25 protein-coding genes are annotated in these 17,661 nt (G+C 74.2%); 17 read left to right on the top strand and 8 right to left on the bottom strand.

Annotated features, from left to right (window positions below; translation table 11 throughout):
- The first annotated feature begins 99 nt into the window (after positions 1 to 99).
- A complete protein-coding gene (locus FIV44_RS14760; protein ID WP_141005098.1) occupies positions 100 to 1,140 on the top strand; it encodes a hypothetical protein in 1,041 nt (346 codons plus the stop codon).
- A complete protein-coding gene (locus tag FIV44_RS14755; protein WP_141005097.1) occupies positions 1,140 to 1,814 on the top strand; it encodes a hypothetical protein in 675 nt (224 codons plus the stop codon). Before FIV44_RS14760 ends, FIV44_RS14755 begins: the two co-directional genes overlap by 1 nt.
- Before the next feature lie 10 nt (positions 1,815 to 1,824).
- On the opposite strand, the gene FIV44_RS14750 is transcribed toward FIV44_RS14755, so the two are convergent.
- Complete coding sequence (locus FIV44_RS14750; RefSeq protein WP_141005096.1) at positions 1,825 to 2,400, bottom strand: TetR/AcrR family transcriptional regulator; 576 nt, start codon at positions 2,398 to 2,400, stop codon at positions 1,825 to 1,827.
- Between the two features lie 78 nt (positions 2,401 to 2,478).
- On the opposite strand from FIV44_RS14750, the gene FIV44_RS14745 reads away from it, so the two are divergent.
- The 5 genes from FIV44_RS14745 to FIV44_RS14725 all read left to right on the top strand — a co-directional run bounded on the left by FIV44_RS14745 (position 2,479) and on the right by FIV44_RS14725 (position 5,169).
- Positions 2,479 to 3,372 (top strand): SDR family oxidoreductase, encoded by an 894-nt coding sequence (locus tag FIV44_RS14745; protein WP_141005095.1) that lies wholly within the window; start codon positions 2,479 to 2,481, stop codon positions 3,370 to 3,372.
- A 250-nt stretch (positions 3,373 to 3,622) separates the two neighbouring features.
- Entirely contained in the window at positions 3,623 to 3,958 is a 336-nt protein-coding gene (locus FIV44_RS14740; protein ID WP_141005094.1) for a hypothetical protein, read from the top strand.
- Positions 3,955 to 4,443 (top strand): MerR family transcriptional regulator, encoded by a 489-nt coding sequence (locus tag FIV44_RS14735; protein ID WP_141005093.1) that lies wholly within the window; start codon positions 3,955 to 3,957, stop codon positions 4,441 to 4,443. The genes FIV44_RS14740 and FIV44_RS14735 overlap by 4 nt, the downstream gene beginning before the upstream one ends.
- Before the next feature lie 4 nt (positions 4,444 to 4,447).
- On the top strand, positions 4,448 to 4,723 hold the full coding sequence (locus FIV44_RS14730; RefSeq protein ID WP_141005092.1) for a hypothetical protein: 276 nt from the start codon (positions 4,448 to 4,450) through the stop codon (positions 4,721 to 4,723).
- 110 nt (positions 4,724 to 4,833) lie between these two features.
- Positions 4,834 to 5,169, top strand: a complete 336-nt coding sequence (locus tag FIV44_RS14725) for a YnfA family protein (RefSeq protein ID WP_141005091.1) — start codon at positions 4,834 to 4,836, stop codon at positions 5,167 to 5,169.
- Positions 5,170 to 5,369: 200 nt separating this feature from the next.
- On the opposite strand, the gene FIV44_RS14720 is transcribed toward FIV44_RS14725, so the two are convergent.
- Positions 5,370 to 5,990: a hypothetical protein gene (locus tag FIV44_RS14720; RefSeq protein WP_141005090.1), complete on the bottom strand. Its 621-nt coding sequence runs from the start codon at positions 5,988 to 5,990 to the stop codon at positions 5,370 to 5,372.
- Positions 5,991 to 6,084: 94 nt separating this feature from the next.
- On the opposite strand from FIV44_RS14720, the gene FIV44_RS14715 reads away from it, so the two are divergent.
- Complete coding sequence (locus FIV44_RS14715; RefSeq protein ID WP_141005089.1) at positions 6,085 to 7,098, top strand: enoyl-CoA hydratase/isomerase family protein; 1,014 nt, start codon at positions 6,085 to 6,087, stop codon at positions 7,096 to 7,098.
- Between the two features lie 149 nt (positions 7,099 to 7,247).
- On the opposite strand, the gene FIV44_RS14710 is transcribed toward FIV44_RS14715, so the two are convergent.
- From FIV44_RS14710 to FIV44_RS14700, 3 genes are read right to left on the bottom strand one after another with little or no spacing between them, the layout of a single operon-like run.
- Complete coding sequence (locus FIV44_RS14710) at positions 7,248 to 7,643, bottom strand: arsenate reductase ArsC (RefSeq protein WP_141005088.1); 396 nt, start codon at positions 7,641 to 7,643, stop codon at positions 7,248 to 7,250.
- Positions 7,640 to 8,329, bottom strand: coding sequence for an aquaporin (locus FIV44_RS14705; RefSeq protein ID WP_141005087.1), 690 nt, complete (start codon positions 8,327 to 8,329; stop codon positions 7,640 to 7,642). The genes FIV44_RS14710 and FIV44_RS14705 overlap by 4 nt, the downstream gene beginning before the upstream one ends.
- A gap of 7 nt (positions 8,330 to 8,336) precedes the next feature.
- Positions 8,337 to 8,696, bottom strand: a complete 360-nt coding sequence (locus tag FIV44_RS14700; RefSeq protein WP_141005086.1) for an ArsR/SmtB family transcription factor — start codon at positions 8,694 to 8,696, stop codon at positions 8,337 to 8,339.
- An 80-nt stretch (positions 8,697 to 8,776) separates the two neighbouring features.
- On the opposite strand from FIV44_RS14700, the gene FIV44_RS14695 reads away from it, so the two are divergent.
- The 3 genes from FIV44_RS14695 to FIV44_RS14685 all read left to right on the top strand — a co-directional run bounded on the left by FIV44_RS14695 (position 8,777) and on the right by FIV44_RS14685 (position 10,522).
- Entirely contained in the window at positions 8,777 to 9,175 is a 399-nt protein-coding gene (locus tag FIV44_RS14695; RefSeq protein WP_141005085.1) for an ArsI/CadI family heavy metal resistance metalloenzyme, read from the top strand.
- A gap of 251 nt (positions 9,176 to 9,426) precedes the next feature.
- Positions 9,427 to 10,005 (top strand): TMEM165/GDT1 family protein, encoded by a 579-nt coding sequence (locus FIV44_RS14690; protein ID WP_141005084.1) that lies wholly within the window; start codon positions 9,427 to 9,429, stop codon positions 10,003 to 10,005.
- Positions 10,006 to 10,030: 25 nt separating this feature from the next.
- Positions 10,031 to 10,522, top strand: a complete 492-nt coding sequence (locus tag FIV44_RS14685) for a GNAT family N-acetyltransferase (protein ID WP_141005083.1) — start codon at positions 10,031 to 10,033, stop codon at positions 10,520 to 10,522.
- A gap of 258 nt (positions 10,523 to 10,780) precedes the next feature.
- On the opposite strand, the gene FIV44_RS14680 is transcribed toward FIV44_RS14685, so the two are convergent.
- A complete protein-coding gene (locus FIV44_RS14680; protein WP_141005082.1) occupies positions 10,781 to 11,158 on the bottom strand; it encodes a DoxX family protein in 378 nt (125 codons plus the stop codon).
- A gap of 83 nt (positions 11,159 to 11,241) precedes the next feature.
- On the opposite strand from FIV44_RS14680, the gene FIV44_RS14675 reads away from it, so the two are divergent.
- Together FIV44_RS14675 and FIV44_RS14670 are read left to right on the top strand one after the other, a co-directional pair.
- A complete protein-coding gene (locus FIV44_RS14675; RefSeq protein ID WP_141005081.1) occupies positions 11,242 to 11,691 on the top strand; it encodes a MarR family winged helix-turn-helix transcriptional regulator in 450 nt (149 codons plus the stop codon).
- Positions 11,688 to 12,374 (top strand): hypothetical protein, encoded by a 687-nt coding sequence (locus tag FIV44_RS14670; RefSeq protein WP_141005080.1) that lies wholly within the window; start codon positions 11,688 to 11,690, stop codon positions 12,372 to 12,374. The genes FIV44_RS14675 and FIV44_RS14670 overlap by 4 nt, the downstream gene beginning before the upstream one ends.
- Here the strand turns inward: FIV44_RS14670 and FIV44_RS14665 are convergent.
- Complete coding sequence (locus FIV44_RS14665) at positions 12,319 to 12,798, bottom strand: carboxymuconolactone decarboxylase family protein (RefSeq protein ID WP_246086961.1); 480 nt, start codon at positions 12,796 to 12,798, stop codon at positions 12,319 to 12,321. The two genes, FIV44_RS14670 and FIV44_RS14665, sit on opposite strands and share 56 nt — an antisense overlap.
- A 154-nt stretch (positions 12,799 to 12,952) precedes the next feature.
- Here FIV44_RS14665 and FIV44_RS14660 point away from each other — a divergent pair, with 154 nt between their 5' ends.
- The 3 genes from FIV44_RS14660 to FIV44_RS14650 all read left to right on the top strand — a co-directional run bounded on the left by FIV44_RS14660 (position 12,953) and on the right by FIV44_RS14650 (position 16,388).
- Positions 12,953 to 13,837, top strand: a complete 885-nt coding sequence (locus tag FIV44_RS14660) for a sigma-70 family RNA polymerase sigma factor (protein WP_141005079.1) — start codon at positions 12,953 to 12,955, stop codon at positions 13,835 to 13,837.
- Positions 13,838 to 13,936: 99 nt separating this feature from the next.
- The gene (locus FIV44_RS14655) at positions 13,937 to 15,103 is read left to right on the top strand and encodes a DUF418 domain-containing protein (RefSeq protein ID WP_246086960.1); all 1,167 of its coding nucleotides are present in this window, start codon (positions 13,937 to 13,939) and stop codon (positions 15,101 to 15,103) included.
- Positions 15,104 to 15,152: 49 nt separating this feature from the next.
- Positions 15,153 to 16,388, top strand: coding sequence for a CynX/NimT family MFS transporter (locus tag FIV44_RS14650; RefSeq protein ID WP_141005078.1), 1,236 nt, complete (start codon positions 15,153 to 15,155; stop codon positions 16,386 to 16,388).
- Here FIV44_RS14650 and FIV44_RS14645 read toward each other — a convergent pair.
- Entirely contained in the window at positions 16,373 to 16,819 is a 447-nt protein-coding gene (locus FIV44_RS14645; protein WP_181411190.1) for an SRPBCC family protein, read from the bottom strand. The two genes, FIV44_RS14650 and FIV44_RS14645, sit on opposite strands and share 16 nt — an antisense overlap.
- A 115-nt stretch (positions 16,820 to 16,934) precedes the next feature.
- Between FIV44_RS14645 and FIV44_RS14640 the strand changes: the two genes are divergently transcribed.
- Positions 16,935 to 17,657: a response regulator transcription factor gene (locus FIV44_RS14640; RefSeq protein ID WP_141005076.1), complete on the top strand. Its 723-nt coding sequence runs from the start codon at positions 16,935 to 16,937 to the stop codon at positions 17,655 to 17,657.
- Positions 17,658 to 17,661: the final 4 nt, after the last annotated feature.

Raw genomic sequence — 17,661 nt, 5'->3', positions numbered from 1 at the left:
CCTCTCCCAGGTGGACCCCGGCCGGCGGCAGGAATCATCGCTGTCCCGTGGCGGGCGGCGCCAGGGTTGCGGCAGGGGGCGAGTGGGCACGGTGCCGGCGTGACCCGGCGCCCGCTCCTCGTCGTCGCCACCGTGGCGGTGGCGGTGGCCGTCGGCATCACCGCCTGGGTCGTGCTGCCGAAGCGGGCGGCCGCGAGCGCGGCGCAGGACGTCGCCCGGAGGTACGCCGAGCTGGTGGCGTCCGGCGCCGGCGACGACCTGCGGGAGCTGTGGGCGATGGAGGCCACCGAGAGCCCCGGCGCCCTGCGGACCGCGGGTGCGCTGCTCGCCGGCGCCGAGGAGCGGATCGAGGTCGTGTCCGTCGGCACGCCGCAACAGGCGCCGCGGTCGGGCGCTCCCTCCCAGTCGGACTTCACCGAGGCGGTCGCCGTCGAGGTGCGGTACCGGCTCGCCGGGCAGGAGCACCGCTGGCCGATCGTCCTGGCCCGACGCGAGGGCACCCGCGGCACCGACCTCGGCGACTGGCGCGTGGTCGGCCCGCTCGTGGGCGCGGTCGCCTGGGAGCAGCCGGGGTTCGCCGACGTCGCGTCCGACGTCTACGTCAGCACCGTCCGTCAGGTACGACGACCGCTCGTCGTCGGCGGTGGCGACGAGGACGTCCAGCCGCTCTACCCGGCGGCCTACCGCGTGCAGCGCCGCCTGGACCCGTACTACGCCTCCGAGGAGGGGAGCGTCGTGGTGACCGCGGGGAAGGCGGTGGCGCCGCCGGAGCTCGCGGTGAACCCGACCGACCGGACCCGGGACCGGATCCGCCGCCTGGTGCTGGCCCGGATCCGTGCCTGCGGCAACCGCGACGGCGCCCGCGACAGCGACGACGCGTTCTACCGCTGCCCGCTGCGCGACCTCGCCGAGGCGCGGGGGGTCGACGTCTGGGGTGACGACGACTGGTGGCTCGGCCTGGTCCGCAAGCCGGTCGTCGAGGTCGACGGCCAGCGGATCACCGTCTCCGGCGGGCGGGCCCGGCTGCGCGGACCGCAGGGTGTGCTGGAGATCCGGTTCGGCGGGACCGGCCGGTACCTGCTGGACAACCAGGCGTGGCGTCCCGCGATCTGGGAGCTCGACCTCGAGGACGGCGGCTGATGCGCCGGCTCGTGGCCGCCGCCGCGGCGATGGCCGCCCTGGTCGTCGGTGGCTGCTCGGTCTCCGACGACGGCGCCACGGACGCGGAGGCGGGGGCGATCGCCGCCGCCCAGGCCTACGTCGACGCGATCGCCGCCCGCGACCTCGCCACCGTCGAGGAGATGACCGACCCGGAGGCGTTCCGCTACCACGTCGCGTCGGCCAAGGAGCAGGACATCCGCGCCGCGCTCCCCGACGCCGAGCCGATCGCCGACCCGTGGGTGTCGCTGGTCAGCGCGACGAGCGAGGCACGCTACGGCCCGGTGGAGTACCTGCTCGACGTGTCGTACGAGCTGCGCGGCCTGACCGGCGGCGGCACGGTCGTCGTCCGGCTCGGCGAGGACGCGGACCCGGACGACGTCGCGAGCTGGACCGTCACCGAGCCGCTGGTGGTCCGGGCCTCGACATGGGTCGACGGCAGCCACGTCCCCGCGGCCCGGATCGGCCGGGTCGCGCTGCCCCCGGACTCCTCGTCGTCGGCCCTCGTGAAGGTGTGGGGCTATCCCGGCGGCTACACGCTCGAGCCGGCGGAGCCGATCCCGGAGGTCGAGCCGCTGTGGGTCGCGGTCGGCCTCGCCGACGCCCCGCCGTGGGACGACAGCCTGCCGAAGCTGGGCGAGCGGCCCGACGACTGAGGACGCGCGGTCAGGCCGGGGTCGCGTCCTGGGCGGCTGCGCGGAGACGGTCGGCGGCCGCGCGCACGCAGTCGGCGAGCGGCGGCGTACCGGCGCCCGAGACCCAGTGCTCGAAGGCCACCCGGAACACGGCCACGCCGGCCTCGGCGACGACGCCGGCGACGTCGTCGGGCACGCCGCGGGCGGCCAGCGCCGCCGTGGCTGCGGCGCCGAGGGAGGCGAGCTTGAGCAGCTCGCGCTCCTGCAGGCCGGGGTGCGACGCGATCACGGCGGCCCGCTGGCGGGCGAAGTCGCGCCGCTCCTCGAGGGCGTCGCCCGCGGCGGTCATCGCGCCGACGACGGTGTCGTACGGCGCCGCGTCGGCGGGCGCCGCGGCGATCGCCGCGACCACGTGCTCCTCGAGCAGTGCGCCGCCGGCGAACAGCACCTCGCGCTTGTCGGCGTAGTAGCGGAAGAAGGTGCGCTCGGTGACCCCCGCACGCCGGGCGATGTCGGCGACGGTGGTCGGCTCGTAGCCGTGCTCGGCGAACAGCTCGAGTGCCGCCCGCAGCAGGCGGCCCGCGGCATCCGGCTCCCAGCGGCCCATGGCCGCCATCCTAGGTGATGACAGCTTCTGACATCACGACGTACTCTGATGTCAGGAACTGACATCAGAGGAGACATCATGCGCATCTTCATGACCGGGGCCTCGGGCTGGATCGGGTCGGCCGTCGTCCCCGAGCTGCACGCGGCCGGCCACCGGATCGTCGGCCTGGCCCGCTCCGCGGAGTCCGCGGCCGCCCTCACCGCCGCCGGGGTCGAGCCGCTGCCGGGCGGCATCGACGACCCGGACAGCCTCCGGGCGGGGGTGAGCGACGCCGACGGCGTCGTCCACCTCGCCTTCAAGCACGACTTCGCCGACTACGCGGGCGCCGGTCGCACCGAGCGCGCCGCCGTCGAGACACTCGGCGCCGCGCTGGCCGGCTCCGGCCGCCCGCTGCTGATCGCCTCCGGGGTCGCCGGCCTCGCCGCCGGCAAGGTCGCGACCGAGGAGGACGCCACCCGGCACATCGGACCCGAGGCGCCGCGCGGCGGCAGCGAGCAGCTCGCCCTGTCGTACGCCGACCGCGGGGTCCGCGCGGTCGCGGTCCGCTTCGCGCCCAGCGTGCATGGCCACGGCGACCACGGCTTCGTCGCCACGCTCGCCGGCATCGCGCGCGAGCGGGGCGTCGCGGGGTACATCGGCGACGGCACGAACCGCTGGCCGGCCGTGCACCGCGACGACGCCGCCCGCGTCGTACGCCTCGCTCTGGAGGGCGCCGGGCCCGGCTCGGTCGTCCACGCCGTCGGCGAGGAGGGCATCGCCACCCGCGACATCGCCGCGGCCCTCGGCCGCCGGCTCGACCTGCCCACCGCGTCGACCGCGCCGGACGACGCGGCCGAGCACTTCGGCTGGATCGCGATGTTCTTCGGCCTCGACGCGCCCACGTCGAGCCGGCTCACCCGCGAGCGGCTGGGCTGGGCGCCGGCCGGCCCCGGCCTGCTCGACGACATCGCCGCCGGCGCCTACGACCGCTAGTAGTGTGTCGCGGCTAAAACGTGGTGTTGGGAGGTGTCCAGGTGCGTGCATCGCAAGGCGGCGTAGCGACGGCATACCGGGTTGTCGGGCAGGAGCGGAGCGACTTCCCGACAACCCGGGGCTCCGCTGGCGTCTTCCGAGCTTCGCCAACGCGGCGAGGTGCGTGCCTGGGCGACTCCCAGCCCGCGTTTTAGCCGCGACGCGCTACTAGCTTGCATCCCGTACCCAGGTACGGGTCTACCGTCGGTGCATGACATCCGACTGGGTCCCCGAAGCCTGCACCCTGCCGACCGTCGAGCAGCCCCTGCGCCGGCGGGAGTTCGACGACCTCTTCCGGTACGACGTCCGCTCGGTCGTCCGCACCTCGCCGACCCGCACCCGGCTCGACCTCCGCCCCTCGCCCGAGGCGGCGGAGCGGGCCGCCGGGCTGGCCGTGCGCGAGACGGGCTGCTGCTCGTTCTTCTCCTTCGGCCTCGCGATCGCCGACGGGACGGTCGCGGTCGAGGTAGCGACGTCCGAGGGCCATGCGGACGTGCTCGCGGCGCTGACGGAGCGGGCCGAGGCGCTGGCGGGGAGCGGGTCGTGAGCGCCGTACTGCGGGCCGGGCAGGTCGCCGACGCCGTCGGCGTCAACGTCGAGACGCTGCGCTACTACGAGCGGCGCGGGATCCTCGCCGAGCCGGACCGCAGCCCGGGCGGGCACCGGCTCTACTCCGAGGCGGCGGTCACCACGCTGCGGGTCGTCAAGGCCGCGCAGGGGCTGGGCTTCACGCTCGACGAGGTCGCCGAGCTGCTGGAGGCGGGCCGCCACCGCCACGGCCGGGTCCAGGCGGGACTGCAGGCCCGCACCGAGGCGAAGCTCGCCGAGGTGGAGCGCAAGATCGCGGACCTGGAGGTGATCCGCGCCAGCCTGATCGCCGCTCGCGATGCCGGGTGCGACGACCTGGTCCGCTGCGCGGAGTCGGACTGCTGCCCGATCCCGTTCGTCCAGATCGCCCGGTGCGAGTCGACGGCGACCGCCGCGGCCACTGCAGGGGGCGTTCCGCGAACCGGACGACTCCGGCTACCGTGAGGCCATGACTCGGGCTCAGGGGTACGGCGGGACGCGCAACGGATCGGCGACGCAGGTGCAGGACCGCGACTCGTTCCGCACGTTCACGGTGCGGGAGCTGGTCGCCTACGGCCGGCTGATCGTCAACCGCGAGCGGGTCGATCCCGAGCGGGTGGTCCACGAGTTCATCCGGGCCAACCCCAATGTCGACCTCGACGCCCGCTCCACGATCACCGAGTGGCAGGACGGGATCCGGCCCGGCGACACCGCCGACACGGCCGAGCGCCCCCGCTACTTCTGACTCGATTTGGTCGAGCGCGTCTTGGGCGCTGCGAAAGGCAGCAAGCTGCCGGAGAGCGCCTCTCGCCGCGCTGCCGACCATGACCGACTCCGGTTTGGGAGGATCAGCGCATGGACGTGCTGCGCTCGATCACCCTCTTCGCGCTGGCGGCCGTCGCCGAGATCGGCGGCGCCTGGCTGGTCTGGCAGGGCGTCCGGGAGCACCGCGGCTGGCTGTGGATCGGCGCCGGCGTGATCGCGCTCGGTCTCTACGGCTTCGTGGCCACCCTCCAGCCGGACGCCCACTTCGGCCGGATCCTGGCGGCGTACGGCGGCGTGTTCGTCGCCGGCTCGCTGCTGTGGGGGATGGCGCTCGACGGCTTCAAGCCGGATCGGTACGACGTCGCCGGCGCGCTGGTGTGCCTGGTCGGCGTCGCGGTGATCATGTACGCGCCGCGGGACGCCTGAGTACGTGTTTAAGAAGGTCCTGACCTGCTGCGCGCCGCCCCGTCGGCGCCTCGCGGCGTTGCAGATGCTCGATGGTGCAACCAGACCGCCGTCGCATCTGCGCCTTGCGAGCCACTCGACGGATGCGACGCTCGCGACGATCAGGACTTCTTCAACACGTACTGAGCTCACCGGCCCGCCCTCCCCGTCGGCGTACCGCCTCAGCGCGGTGCGCGCTCGGCCAGCCGGACCGCGGCGTGGCGCACGATCGGCGCCTCGTCGTCGTCCCGGACCGCCTCGTGGGGCACCTGTCCGCCGAGCAGCCCGGCGGGCTGGGTGAGCCAGGTCCACACCTGCCACGGGTCCATCCGGGAGGCGAGCAGCGGCTCCAGCACGGCCGTGAGCTCGGGGCGCACCTCGCCGTCGCCGGTCAGCTGGAAGGCGGGGACCAGCACGCCCCCGTCATGGGGTACGACGAGCAGCGCGCCCCGCTCGGCCGCCTTGTGGACGGCGAACCGGGCGGCGTTCTCCGACACCCCGCGCACCTGCGCCAGCGTCGCGTAGGTGTGGGTGGGCGAGGCGAGCAGCGCCGCGCGGACCTGGGCCTGCCGGCGCAGCTGCACCAGCGCGAGGGGTACGGCGTGCGCCGGGTCGTCGCCGTCCTGGTGGAGCACGCGGTCCAGGTCGGCGAGCTGGTCGCCGGTGAGCGGCGCGCCCGTCCCGGGATCGCGCCAGCGGGCCACGCCGCCCAGGTCGCGCTCGAAGCCGGGCAGCCCGGCCGCCGCCAGGTGGTCGGCCAGGCCGAGGTCCTCGAGCCAGTCCGCCAGCTGGTCCCCGTTCACGGGGTCCAGCCTCGCACGGGCGGATCCGCCACATGGAAGGGTGGCGCCGCGGACCTGCCGGAGGACTGAGCCGAGCACTGGAAGACTGCCGCTCGTGCAGCAGGTGGCGAGCGGCGACGACGTACGGATCGAGCGCCTCGGCGCCGTGGGCCGGATCGTGCTCGACCGCCCGCGGGCGCTGAACGCGATCACCCTCGGCATGGTCGAGCGGATCCGCGCCGCGCTCGAGGAGTGGCGGACCGCGGACCTGCGGGCGGTGCTCGTCGAGAGCGCGTCGGAGCGGGCGTTCTCGGCCGGCGGCGACATCCGCCGGGTCCGCGAGAACTCGCTGGCCGGCCGCCACGACGAGAGCCTGCGGTTCTTCGAGACGGAGTACGCCGTCAACGCGCTGCTCGGCGGCTACCCGGTGCCGGTGGTGGCGCTCGTCGGCGGGATCTGTCTGGGCGGCGGGATGGGCCTCAGCGTGCACGGGACCTTCGTCGTCGTGTCGCCGGAGGCCTCCTTCGCCATGCCCGAGACCAGGATCGGGTTCTTCCCCGATGTCGGCGGCTCGCACTTCCTGCCCCGGCTCCCGGGCGCCACCGGCCGGTACCTCGGCCTCACCGGCGCCCGGATCGGCGCCGCCGACGCGCTCGCCCTCGGTCTCGCGACCCACGCCTGCTCGGCCGCCGACCTCGCGCGGCTGCCCGACCTGATCGCCGGGTACGACGGCCCGCTGGAGCAGCTCCTCCGCGAGCTCGCGCCCACCGAGCCGGGGGAGGCCGGCGCGCTCGCGGCCGTGCGGCCCGAGCTGGACTGGGTGTTCGGCGCGCCCGACCTCGCCGGCATCCGCGCCCGCCTGGACCGGCTCGCGCGCGGCCCGCGGGAGGCCGTCGCCGCCTGGGCGCGAGAGACCGGGAGCGCGCTCGACGCGGCGTCGCCGTCCAGCCTGGCGGTGACGGACCGGCTGCTCGTGGAGGGCCGTGGTCGCTCGCTCGAGGAGTGCCTGCGCGCCGAGCTGGACACCGCCCGCGAGGTGATCGCCGCCGCGGACTTCGCCGAGGGGGTCCGCGCCGTGCTGGTCGACAAGGACCACGCGCCGCGGTGGAGCACGCTAGGGAAGCGCTGATCAATCATGCACCGCCGCCCGAACGCCGGATCGGGCGATCTTCGGCCCCTACATCTTTCGATGGACGCCCGGTACACCCACAAGATGTAGGGGCCGAATCTCATCCCGCCCGACGTCCGCTCGACGGCGCAGCATTGATCAGCGATTCCCTAGACGAGTGACGCGATCAGCGTCTCGACCCGGCGGCGGATCTCGTCGCGGATGGGGCGGACCGCGTCGATGCCCTGGCCGGCCGGGTCGTCGAGGACCCAGTCCTCGTACCGCTTCCCCGGGAAGAACGGGCACTCGTCGCCGCAGCCCATGGTGACGACCACGTCGGCCTCCTGCACGGCCGCGCTCGTGAGCACCTTCGGCTGCTCGGCCGCGATGTCGATCCCCTCCTCGGCCATCGCGGCGACGGCGACGGGGTTGACCCGGTCCGCGGGCTGCGAGCCGGCGGAGAGGACCTCGATCCGGCCGCCGGCCAGATGCTGCAGGTAGCCCGCGGCCATCTGGGAGCGTCCGGCGTTGTGGACGCAGACGAAGAGGACGGCGGGCCTGCTCATGGCGCCTCCTGGGGCGTGGGTGCCGGGACGGGGAGGGGGTGGAGCAGCCGTACGGCGAGCGCGGCGGCCGCGCCGCCGGCCAGTTGGGCCAGGACGAAGGCGGCGACCGAGGCGGGTGCGATGCCGGCGAACGAGTCGGACAGGGTCCGCGCGAGGGTGACGGCCGGGTTGGCGAAGCTCGTGGAGCTGGTGAACCAGTACGCCGCGACGATGTAGCCGCCGACGGCGTACGCGACGGTCTCGGCGCGCGCCGAGCGCAGCGCGCCGAAGACGACGAGGACCAGGCCGAAGGTGGCCACCGCCTCCCCGAGCAGGACGCCGCCGCCGTCGCGGGTCCGGGCGGACAGCGCCACGGCGTCGAGGCCGAACATCAGGTTGGCGACCACCGCGCCGGCCGCGCCGCCGGCGACCTGCGCTGCGACCAGCACGGCGGCATCGGTGCCGCCGATCCGGCCGAGCGCCCGCTCGACGAGCGTCACCACCGGGTTGAACGACGCCGAGACCGGCTGGAACGCGATGATCAGCGCGACCAGGACCGCGCCGGTGGCGAGACTGCTCTCCAACAGCTGCAGGCCGGGCTCGCCGGGGGAGAGCCGGGTCGCGGCGATGCCCGAGCCGACCACGGCGGCGACCAGGAACGCCGTACCCAGCAGCTCGGCCAGGGCGTGCCGGGCGAGAGCGCTCACGGCGTGATCACCCCGTGACGCCGCCGAGCAGCCCGGCGAGGTCGCCGAGCGCCGCGGCCTCCACCCGGTAGTAGACCCACACCCCGCGCTTCTCCCGGCCCAACAGCCCGGCCTCGTGCAGCACCTTGAGGTGGTGGCTGATCGTGGGCTGCGACAGGTCGAACGCGTCGTTGAGGTCGCACACGCACGCCTCGCCGTCCGCATGGGAGGCGACGAGCGACAGCAGCCGGAGCCGGACCGGGTCGGCCAGCGCCTTGAGCAGCGGCGCGATCCGGTCGGCGGCCTCGGCCGAGAGCGGCTCGCGGGTCACCGGCGAGCAGCAGGCCACCGCCTCCACCGGCGTGAGGTCGAGCAGAGACTTCGACATGCGTCGATATTGACATATATCGATGTCTGGGTCCAGTCTGGCAACCCATCGAGCACCATCAATATCCCAAGGAGGACCCCGTGTCCCGTCTGCAACTGGCTCTGGACGTCGACGATCTCGACGCCTCGATCGCCTTCTACGCCGCCCTCTTCGGCACCGCTCCTGCCAAGGTCCGGCCCGGCTACGCCAACTTCGCCGTCACCGACCCGCCGCTCAAGCTGGTGCTCGTCGAGCGCCCCGGGCGAGGCGGCTCGATCAACCACCTCGGGGTGGAGGTCGCCGAGCCTGCCGTCGTCGACGCCGAGCAGACCCGGCTCGCCGCGGCCGGCCTCGCCGCGGTCGAGGAGCGCGGCACGACCTGCTGCTACGCGAGGCAGGACAAGTTCTGGGTGCAGGGTGCTCCCGACGGCGAGCGCTGGGAGATCTACACGGTGCTGGACGACGCCCCGGCCTCGCCCGCGCCGGCGGGGTGCTGCTGACCCGCCGGCCCGATTCGCCAGGGGGCGGCACGCCCCTCTAGACTCGGGATCACGAAGGGGAGTAGTCCTCAACGGCTGCGTCGACACACTGGACCGAGAAGTTCTTCGGGCCCGGCGCAGCAGGCCACCGGAGACGGTGGCGGACGAGACTTTCGGCCAGTTGCGCGACCTGTGATGAGCAGACGTGCCTGGTCGAGGGCAACGTCCATCTCAGGTGGGTTCCTCCGGCCGGGCGCCGGAGAGGAAACCCGATGTACGCCTTCTTGTTGAGCACCGCGGTCATCTTCGTGGCCGAGCTCGGCGACAAGAGCCAGCTGATGGCGATGACCTTCGCCACCCGCTACCGCGCCCGCGACGTCCTGATCGGCCTGACCGCCGCGACCGCGATCGTCCACCTCGCCTCGGTCGGCATCGGGTACGCGATCGGGGACGCGTTCGGCGACTACCAGGGAACGATCGAGGTCTGCGCCGGCATCGCGTTCCTCGGCTTCGCGCTGTGGACGCTGCGCGGCGACGAGCTGACCGAGGAGGACGAGCGCAAGGCCACCAGCGCGACCGGCCGGGCGATCCTCGTCGTCGGCCTGTTCTTCTTCCTCGCCGAGCTCGGCGACAAGACCATGCTCGCCACGATCACCCTCGCCACGCAGGAGGGCTGGTTCGGCACCTGGCTCGGCTCGACCGTCGGCATGGTCGCCGCCGACGCGCTCGCCATCGGCGTCGGCGCGGTGCTCGGCCGCCAGCTGCCCGAGAAGGTCATCAAGTACGGCGCCGCCGGGCTCTTCGCGCTGTTCGGGCTGCTGCTCATCGCCGGTGGGGCGGGTTGGCTTTGACGTGGGCGTCGGAGAGGATGCGGCCATGGAGATCGTGCTGCGTCCGGTCGTGGCCGACGACCTGCCGCTGCTGGCGGGCGGCGACGCGCCGTACGACGACTTCGGTCCCCGCCCGCCGCGCACCGAGCCGTACTCCCCGGTCCTGCGCGAGCCCGGCGGCCTGGCCGTCTGCGACGCCGCGGCCGGGTCGCTGCTGGGGAGCGTGAGCTGGATCTGGATGCAGTGGGGGCCGATGCCGGAGTCGCGGAACCCGATGATCGGGATCTGGCTGCGCCCGGAGGCGCGCGGCCGCGGCGCCGGGACCGCCGCCCAGCGGGCGCTCGTCGACCTGTTCTTCCGGCACACCACGGTCAACCGGGTCGAGGCGAGCACCGACGTCGAGAACGTCGCCGAGCAGCGGGCCCTGGAGAAGGCGGGCTTCACCCGCGAGGGCACGGTCCGGGGCGCGCAGTGGCGCCACGGCGCCTTCCACGACTGCTACTCCTACAGCATCCTCCGCGCGGACCGGACCGCCTGATGCGCCGCGGCCGCCCGACCTCCTGGTACGCGCGGCCGGCCGCCGGCGCCGCCCTGGTCGCCACCTCGACCGCTGGACGACCGGCACCGCGCGTGGACCTTCGAGCGGCTGCTCCGCGCCCCCTCCGCCCGCGACCGGCTCCGGGACGTGGCGCGGTCGGGCGCCGACCCGGACGGCTGCCTCGAGGCCGTGCCACCGAGTCGATGCGGGTCCGGTCCGTGGTGCCCTTGATCGGCCGACGGGTGCGGGCGACCTCCCTCAGAACGCCTGCGGGCCGATCCGCTCCACCGCCACGAACACGCTGAGCACCAGCAGCACGACGTTCATCCCGATATTGGGCAGCTCACCGCGGCGGGCGTGGGTGACGATGGCGCCGACCATGATGATCGCCAGGCCGATGGCCGCCGCGGGGACCAGCCAGGTGGCGATGTCCAGCGCCCCGGGCAGGACCAGGCCGAGCGCGCCGAGCACCTCGGCGGCGCCGATGAGCTTGATCAGGTTCGCGGGGAACGGCTCGGCCCAGCCCATCCTCGGGTCGGCGAGGAGCTGCTCCTTGGACTTGGCGAGCTTCATCGTGCCGGCCATGAGGAAGAGCGCGGCCAGCAGGGCGGTGACGATCCAGACGACGAGGTTCATAGGACTCCTTCGGTGTCCTCCGAGCGTAGGGGGTCACGATCCGAAATTGGTGAATCAACTACATCATGCAGTAGATTCACCACATGACACGACGGACACCGCGCGAGGCGATCGACCGGCTGATGCACGTGTCGATGCTGATCTCGACCGACCTGAGCAGGTACGAGCGCGCGTCCGGCCTCTCCGCCGCCCGCATCCACCTGCTGTGGCAGCTCGGCCTCGACGGTCCGACGACCCAGCAGCGGCTGGCCGCCGCCCTGGACGTGACGCCCCGCAATGTCACCGGCCTGGTCGACGGCCTCGTCGCCTCCGGCCACGTGACCCGCGAGCCGCACCCGGCCGACCGCCGGGCCATCCTGGTGACGCCGACGGCCGCCGGGCGGGCGGTCATCGAGGAGAACCGGGCGAGCTACGACGACCTCGCGCAGCAGCTGTTCGGCGACCTGCCCGCGGACCGCCTCGCCGACTTCACGGCCGTGCTCGACGAGACGATCGCGCGCTTCACCGCGCTCATGGCGGAGGTGGAGCCGTGAACCGCCTCCGACGCGTCCTCGAGGACGCCGTCCAGGTGGAGCTGGCGATCTGGCGCAATCTCGCCCGGTGGATCGTCCGCCGGCCCGACGCGCCCGCCGGTGCCATCCAGCTCGGGTACGGCCGGCTGACGGCTCCCGTCCTGTGGCTGTGGATCTTCGGCTCCTTCGCCGAGGTGGCCGCCCTCGAGCTGGTGCTGCGCAGCATCGACGCCACCTGGGCGCACGTCGCGCGGATCCCGCTGTTCGTCGTCGGGATGTGGGGCGCCCTCTGGATGCTCGGCATGGCCGCCTCCTTCTCCGTCCGCCGGCACCTGGTGCTCGCCGACCGGCTCCGGATCCGCAACGGCCCACGGTTCCGGGTCGACGTACCCCTCGACGCCGTCGTCGCCGTCCGTGGCGTCGAGCACGAGTTCGAGGGCCTGGTCAGGACGGTGTACGAGGACGACGGGCTGCTGCTGGTCGGCCCGGGCCACCGGACCAACGTCGAGCTCGCCCTCGTCGGGCCCACGGTCCTCGCCACCCACGACGGCGAGCGGCTCGTCGACCGGGTCGGGTTCTGGGTCGACGAGCCGCGCGAGGTCGTCCGGCTCCTGCAGACGAGGCTCGGCCCGGGGGTCGGCCCGAAGGTCAGCCGGCCCGCTTCCAGCTCGGTGCGTCCGCCCGCTCGCGAACCGCGACGTTGACCCGGTTGAACAGGTTGAGCGTCGCGATCTGGAGCAGCAGCGCGGCGGCCTGCCTCTCGTCGTAGTGCTTCGTGACCTCCTGCCACAGCTCGTCCGGGACCGGGTCGTGGCTGTCGGCGAGGCGGGTGAGGGCGTCGGTGAGGGCGAGGGCGGCGCGCTCGGCCTCGTCGAAGTACGGCGACTCGCCCCACGCCGCGACGCCGACGACGCGGTCCATCGACTCGCCGGCGGACTGCAGCGCCTCGAGGTGGCCCTGCACACAGGCGCTGCACCCGTTGATCTGGCTGGCGCGGAGGGCGACCAGCTCCAGGGTGGCGGTCGGTACGCCGCCCTTGGCGACGGCGGTCAGCAGGCTGCCGATGCCCTTGAAGGCGTCGGGGAGGATCTGGGCGGGGTTGGCCATGCGGGGCTCGACGGTGGTCATCGTGTTCTCCTCGGTTCGATCTCGGTCGGTCGCGTCCCTGACCCGCGGCGGCGCCGGAGTGTGACCGGATCGGGGGAGATCCGCGGAAGAATCCGCGGCCTGTCACATCGGCGGGCCGCGGCGGGTCAACAGGGCCCCGAGGAGAGGAACGCCCGTGAACGACGACGCCCTGGCCGCGGCCTTCGAGCAGCACCGCCGGCACCTGCACACCGTCGCCTACCGCGTGCTCGGCTCGGTCACCGAGGCCGAGGACGCGGTCCAGGAGGCCTGGCTGCGCCTGCACCGCACCGGCGCCGCCGAGATCGACAACCTCGGCGGCTGGCTCACCACGGTCGTCGGCCGGATCGCGCTCAACACCCTCCGCTCCCGCGCGACCCGCCGCGAGGACTCCCTGGAGGACCGGGTCGAGCGGCTGCCCGACCCCCTCGTCACGCCGTACGACGGCGCGCAGCCCGAGGAGCAGGCGCTGCTCGCCGACTCGGTGGGCCTGGCGCTGCTGGTCGTGCTCGACCAGCTGGGCCCGGCGGAGCGGATCGCGTTCGTGCTGCACGACCTGTTCGGGGTGCCGTTCGACGACATCGCGCCGATCGTGGAGCGCACGCCGGCCGCGACCCGTCAGCTCGCCAGCCGCGCCCGCCGCCGGGTCCGCGGCACGGACGTCGTCCGGCCCGACCGCCCGGCCCGGCAGCGCGAGGTCGTCGACGCGTTCTTCGCCGCCGCGCACGCCGGCGACCTCGAGCGGCTCGTGGGCGTGCTGGCCCCCGACGTCGTGCTCCGCTCCGACCTCGGCGCGCTGCGCGGCGGCGTGGTGGAGTACCGCGGCGCCGACACGATCGCCCGCAACGCGCTGATGTTCGCCCACCCCGACCGCGTGGTGCACCCGGTCCTCGTCGACGGCCGGGCCGGTGCGGTGATCACGCTGCACGACGCGGTGTTCAGCGTGATGGCGTTCACCGTCGTCGACGGCCGGGTGGTCGGCGTCGAGACGTGGACCGACCCGGACGTGCTCGCCCTGGTCCCGCCCGGCACCTGGTCCTAGGGAACCACTGAGGCGCCGGCACGGCGCCCGACCGAAGTAGGGGGCGGTCGCCGACCGGGGACCGATGTGCGAGCGCCGCGGCGCGGATTGACTGGCGGGGTGAGCATCACCAGCGAAGGTCCCGTCGCGCTCTCGGCGCGGGCGCTCGGGCCGGACCTCGCCCGCGGCTGCATGCTGCTGTTCATCGCGCTCGCCAACTCCCACTACTTCCTGACGGGCCCGTCGCCCGGTACGCCGATCCGCGGCGGCTTCCCGGTGGACGGCTCGGCCCTCGACGCGGCGGTGACCTGGGTGATAGCGACCTTCGTCGACGGGCGGGCGTTCCCGATGTTCGGCTTCCTCTTCGGGTACGGCGTCGCGCACATCGCGAGCCGCCGGGCCGCCGCGGGGGCCACGCCACGGCAGGTGCGGCGGCTGCTGTGGCGGCGCAGCGCGGTGCTGATCGCGGTGGGGGCGGTCGACGGGATCCTGTTCTTCGTGGGCGACATCCTCGCGATGTACGGCGTGCTGCTGCTCGTCGGCGCCTGGGCCGTGCGGTGGTCCGACCGGTGGCTGCTGGTGGTGGCCGGGTTCTTCTTCCTGCTCAACGCGCTGCCGTCGGCGGACTCCTCGACGGTGAGCACCGAGGGGCCGGATCCCTCGATGCTGCCGCCCGACCTGGCGACCCTGCTCGCGGAGCGGCCGGTGGTGGTGGCGTTCATCGCGCTGGTGGGTCCGCTCGGCTTCGCCTGTCCCTTCCTGCTCGGCCTGTGGGCGGGCCGGCGCCGGCTGCTCGAGCAGCCCGAGCGCTACCGCCGCCTGCTCACCGTCGTCGCGGTCGTGGGCCTCGCCGCCGCGGTGCTCGGCGCCCAGCCGGTGGCGCTCATGCTGGCCGGCGTCACCCCGGTCCCGGGAGACGGCGTGCTGGAGCTGATCGGCCCGCTGCACGACGCGACGGGTGTCGCCGGAGGCCTCGGGTCCGCCGCCCTGGTCACCCTCCTCGCCCGGCCGCTGGAGGGCCTGGTCGAGGGCCGCCGCGGTCGGGTGATCGACGCCCTCGCGGCGACCGGGCAGCGCTCGATGACCTGCTATCTCGCGCAGTCGGTGGTGTGGGCGGTGGTGTTCACGCCCTTCCTGCTCGGCCTCGCCGGCACCCTCACGGTCACCACGACGGCGCTGCTCGCCGTCGCGACCTGGGTCGCGACCGTCGTACTGGCGGACGGCCTGGCGCGGCACGGGCGCCGGGGGCCCTTCGAGGTGCTGGTGCGCCGGGTGACCTACCGGTGAGTCGCGCCCCAGCGGAATCCGCTCTGTTACGGGGGTGTTACATGACCTCGTGACCACCGCCACCGCCCCCGACGTCGCCCGCGACACCCGCCTCCAGCGGGTCCTGGTCGTCCTGGGGATCGTGGTCCTCGCCTTCAACCTGCGCCCGGCGGCGTCGAGCGTCGGGCCGCTGCTGGAGGAGATCCGCGCCGGCGTGCCCCTCGGCGACACCCAGGCCGGCCTGCTCACCACGCTGCCGGTGGTCTGCTTCGCGGTGGTCGGCGGCGCGGCGCCGCGGCTCGCGTCGTGGCTCGGGCTGCACCGGGTCACCCTGCTCGGCCTGGTGCTGCTCACCGGCTGCCTGTGGGGGCGCGGCGAGGTGCACCAGGGCTGGCTCTTCCTCGTGCTCTCCTTCGCCGCGCTCGCAGGAGCCGCGACCGCGAACGTGCTGATGCCGTCGCTGGTGAAGCTGCACTTCCCCGGGCACGTCGGCCTGCTCACCGCCGTCTACACGACGTCGATGGCGATCGGGCTGACCGCGTCCTCCGCGCTGAGCGTGCCGATCGCCGGCACCGCCGACGGGGGCGACGTCGACTACGTCCGCGGCCTCGGGGTGTGGGCGGCGACCGCGGCCATCGCGATCCTGCCGTGGATCGGGCTGATCGGGCACGACCTCCACGTGGGCCGCCGTACCCGGTCCCTCGGGGTCGCCGCGATCGCCCGCACCCGCCTGGGCTGGGCGATGGCCGGGGCGTTCGGGCTCCAGTCGCTGCAGGCGTACGCCATGTTCGGCTGGTTCGCGCAGATGTGCCGCGACGCGGGGTACTCCCCCGAGGCCGCCGGCGTCCTGCTCGGCATCGTCACCGGCGCCAGCATCCCGCTGTCGCTGCTGATCCCCATCCTCGCCGCCCGCCTCCGCGACCAGCGGATGCTGCTCACCGTCCTCATCGCCTGCTACCCGATCGGCTACCTCGGCTTCCTCGCCCAGCCGCGGCCGCTCGGCTGGCTGTGGGCGCTGGCGATCGGCGTCGGCGCGAGCACCTTCCCGCTCGTCCTCACCCTCATCGGCCTGCGCAGTCGCACCCCCGAGGGCACCGCCGCCCTCTCCGGCTTCACCCAGTCCACCGGCTACCTCCTCGCCGCCGCCGGCCCGTTCGGCGTCGGCGTCCTGCACGCGATGACCGGGACCTGGACCGTGTCGGTCCTCGTCCTCCTCGCGCTGTGCGTCCCGCTGTACCTGTGCGGCCGCTACGCCACCCGGGACCGGTTCATCGAGGACGAGATCGCGGCTCAGTCGCCGGCCTGACCGGCGAGCAGCGCGACCAAGCGGTCCAGGTCGGCCCGGTCGCCCCGCCGGTAGGCGGGCACGAGCAGTGGGGCGGCGAGCCGGATCGCGCCACTGAGCCGGAGCCGGGTGAGGACGGTGAGGGTGCAGCGATCCGGGCCGTCCGGCTCGACCTGCCGGTGGCCGCGCACCTCGACGGGCGGCTGGCCGCCGACGTACCCGGCGTGCAGGGCGTCGGCCGCGACGACCTCGGTGTGCGTCTCGAACCGCATCCCCCAGAAGGTGAGGCGCTCGACCTGCCGCTGTCCGACCTCGGCCCGTCCGGGCGGCGTACACATCAGCGAGGTCACCCGCGAGCGCCACCGCGGGTCGTTGCCCCAGTCGAGGACGTAGCCGGCGACCTCCGCGGCCGGGCGGGGCACCGGGACGGTGGTGGCGATGACGCGTTCCATACGCGGAGCATGCGCCGGCGGACTGGGAGCCGGCTGGGAGCCGGGGAGCCGATCTGCACAGAACCTCCACACGTCGTCCCCGTCTTCCGGCGCCGCACGCTCGTAGCCTCGGGGCATGCCCCTGGAGAGCGTGCGCCGTCGGGTCCTCGTGGTCGAGGACGACCCGGTCATCAACCAGGCGGTCGCGGACCGCCTCCAGGCCGAGGGGTACGACGTCGTGCGGGCCTTCGACGGGCCGGGCGCGGTGGCGGCGTACGGCGAGCACGCGCCGGACCTGGTGCTGCTCGACGTCATGCTCCCCGGGTACGACGGCCACGAGGTGTGCCGCCGGATCCAGGCCGACCGCCCGGTGCCGGTGCTCATGCTCACCGCCCGCACGGACGAGGCGGACGTGCTGGTCGGGCTGGGGGTGGGGGCGGACGACTACCTGACGAAGCCGTTCCGGATGCGGGAGTTGGTGGCCCGGGTGGCCGCGCTGCTGCGCCGGGTCGACCGGGCCGCGGAGCTCGCCGGGCGGCGCGCGCTGGAGCTCGGCGACCTGCGCGTGGACGGGCCGGCCCGGCGGGTGTGGCGGGGCGAGCAGGAGGTCCGGCTGACGCCGACCGAGTTCGACCTGCTGCTCTGCCTGGCCGCGACGCCGGGTGCGGTGGTGACCCGGGAGCGGCTGCTCGCCGAGGTCTGGGGCTGGGACGGCGCGACCGGGACCCGCACGGTCGACAGCCACGTGAAGGGGCTGCGCGCCAAGGTCGGCGCGGACCTGGTCCGGACCGCCCACGGCGTGGGCTACGCCCTCGAGGTCCCGGGGAACCGCGCCCCATGCGAATCTGTCGAGGAATAGGCAG

It is taken from the genome of Nocardioides humi (genome assembly GCF_006494775.1).
Classification (GTDB): Bacteria; Actinomycetota; Actinomycetes; order Propionibacteriales; family Nocardioidaceae; genus Nocardioides; species Nocardioides humi.
Note: the sequence above shows the minus strand (reverse complement) of the source record. Positions and strands in the feature narration are given on the sequence as shown.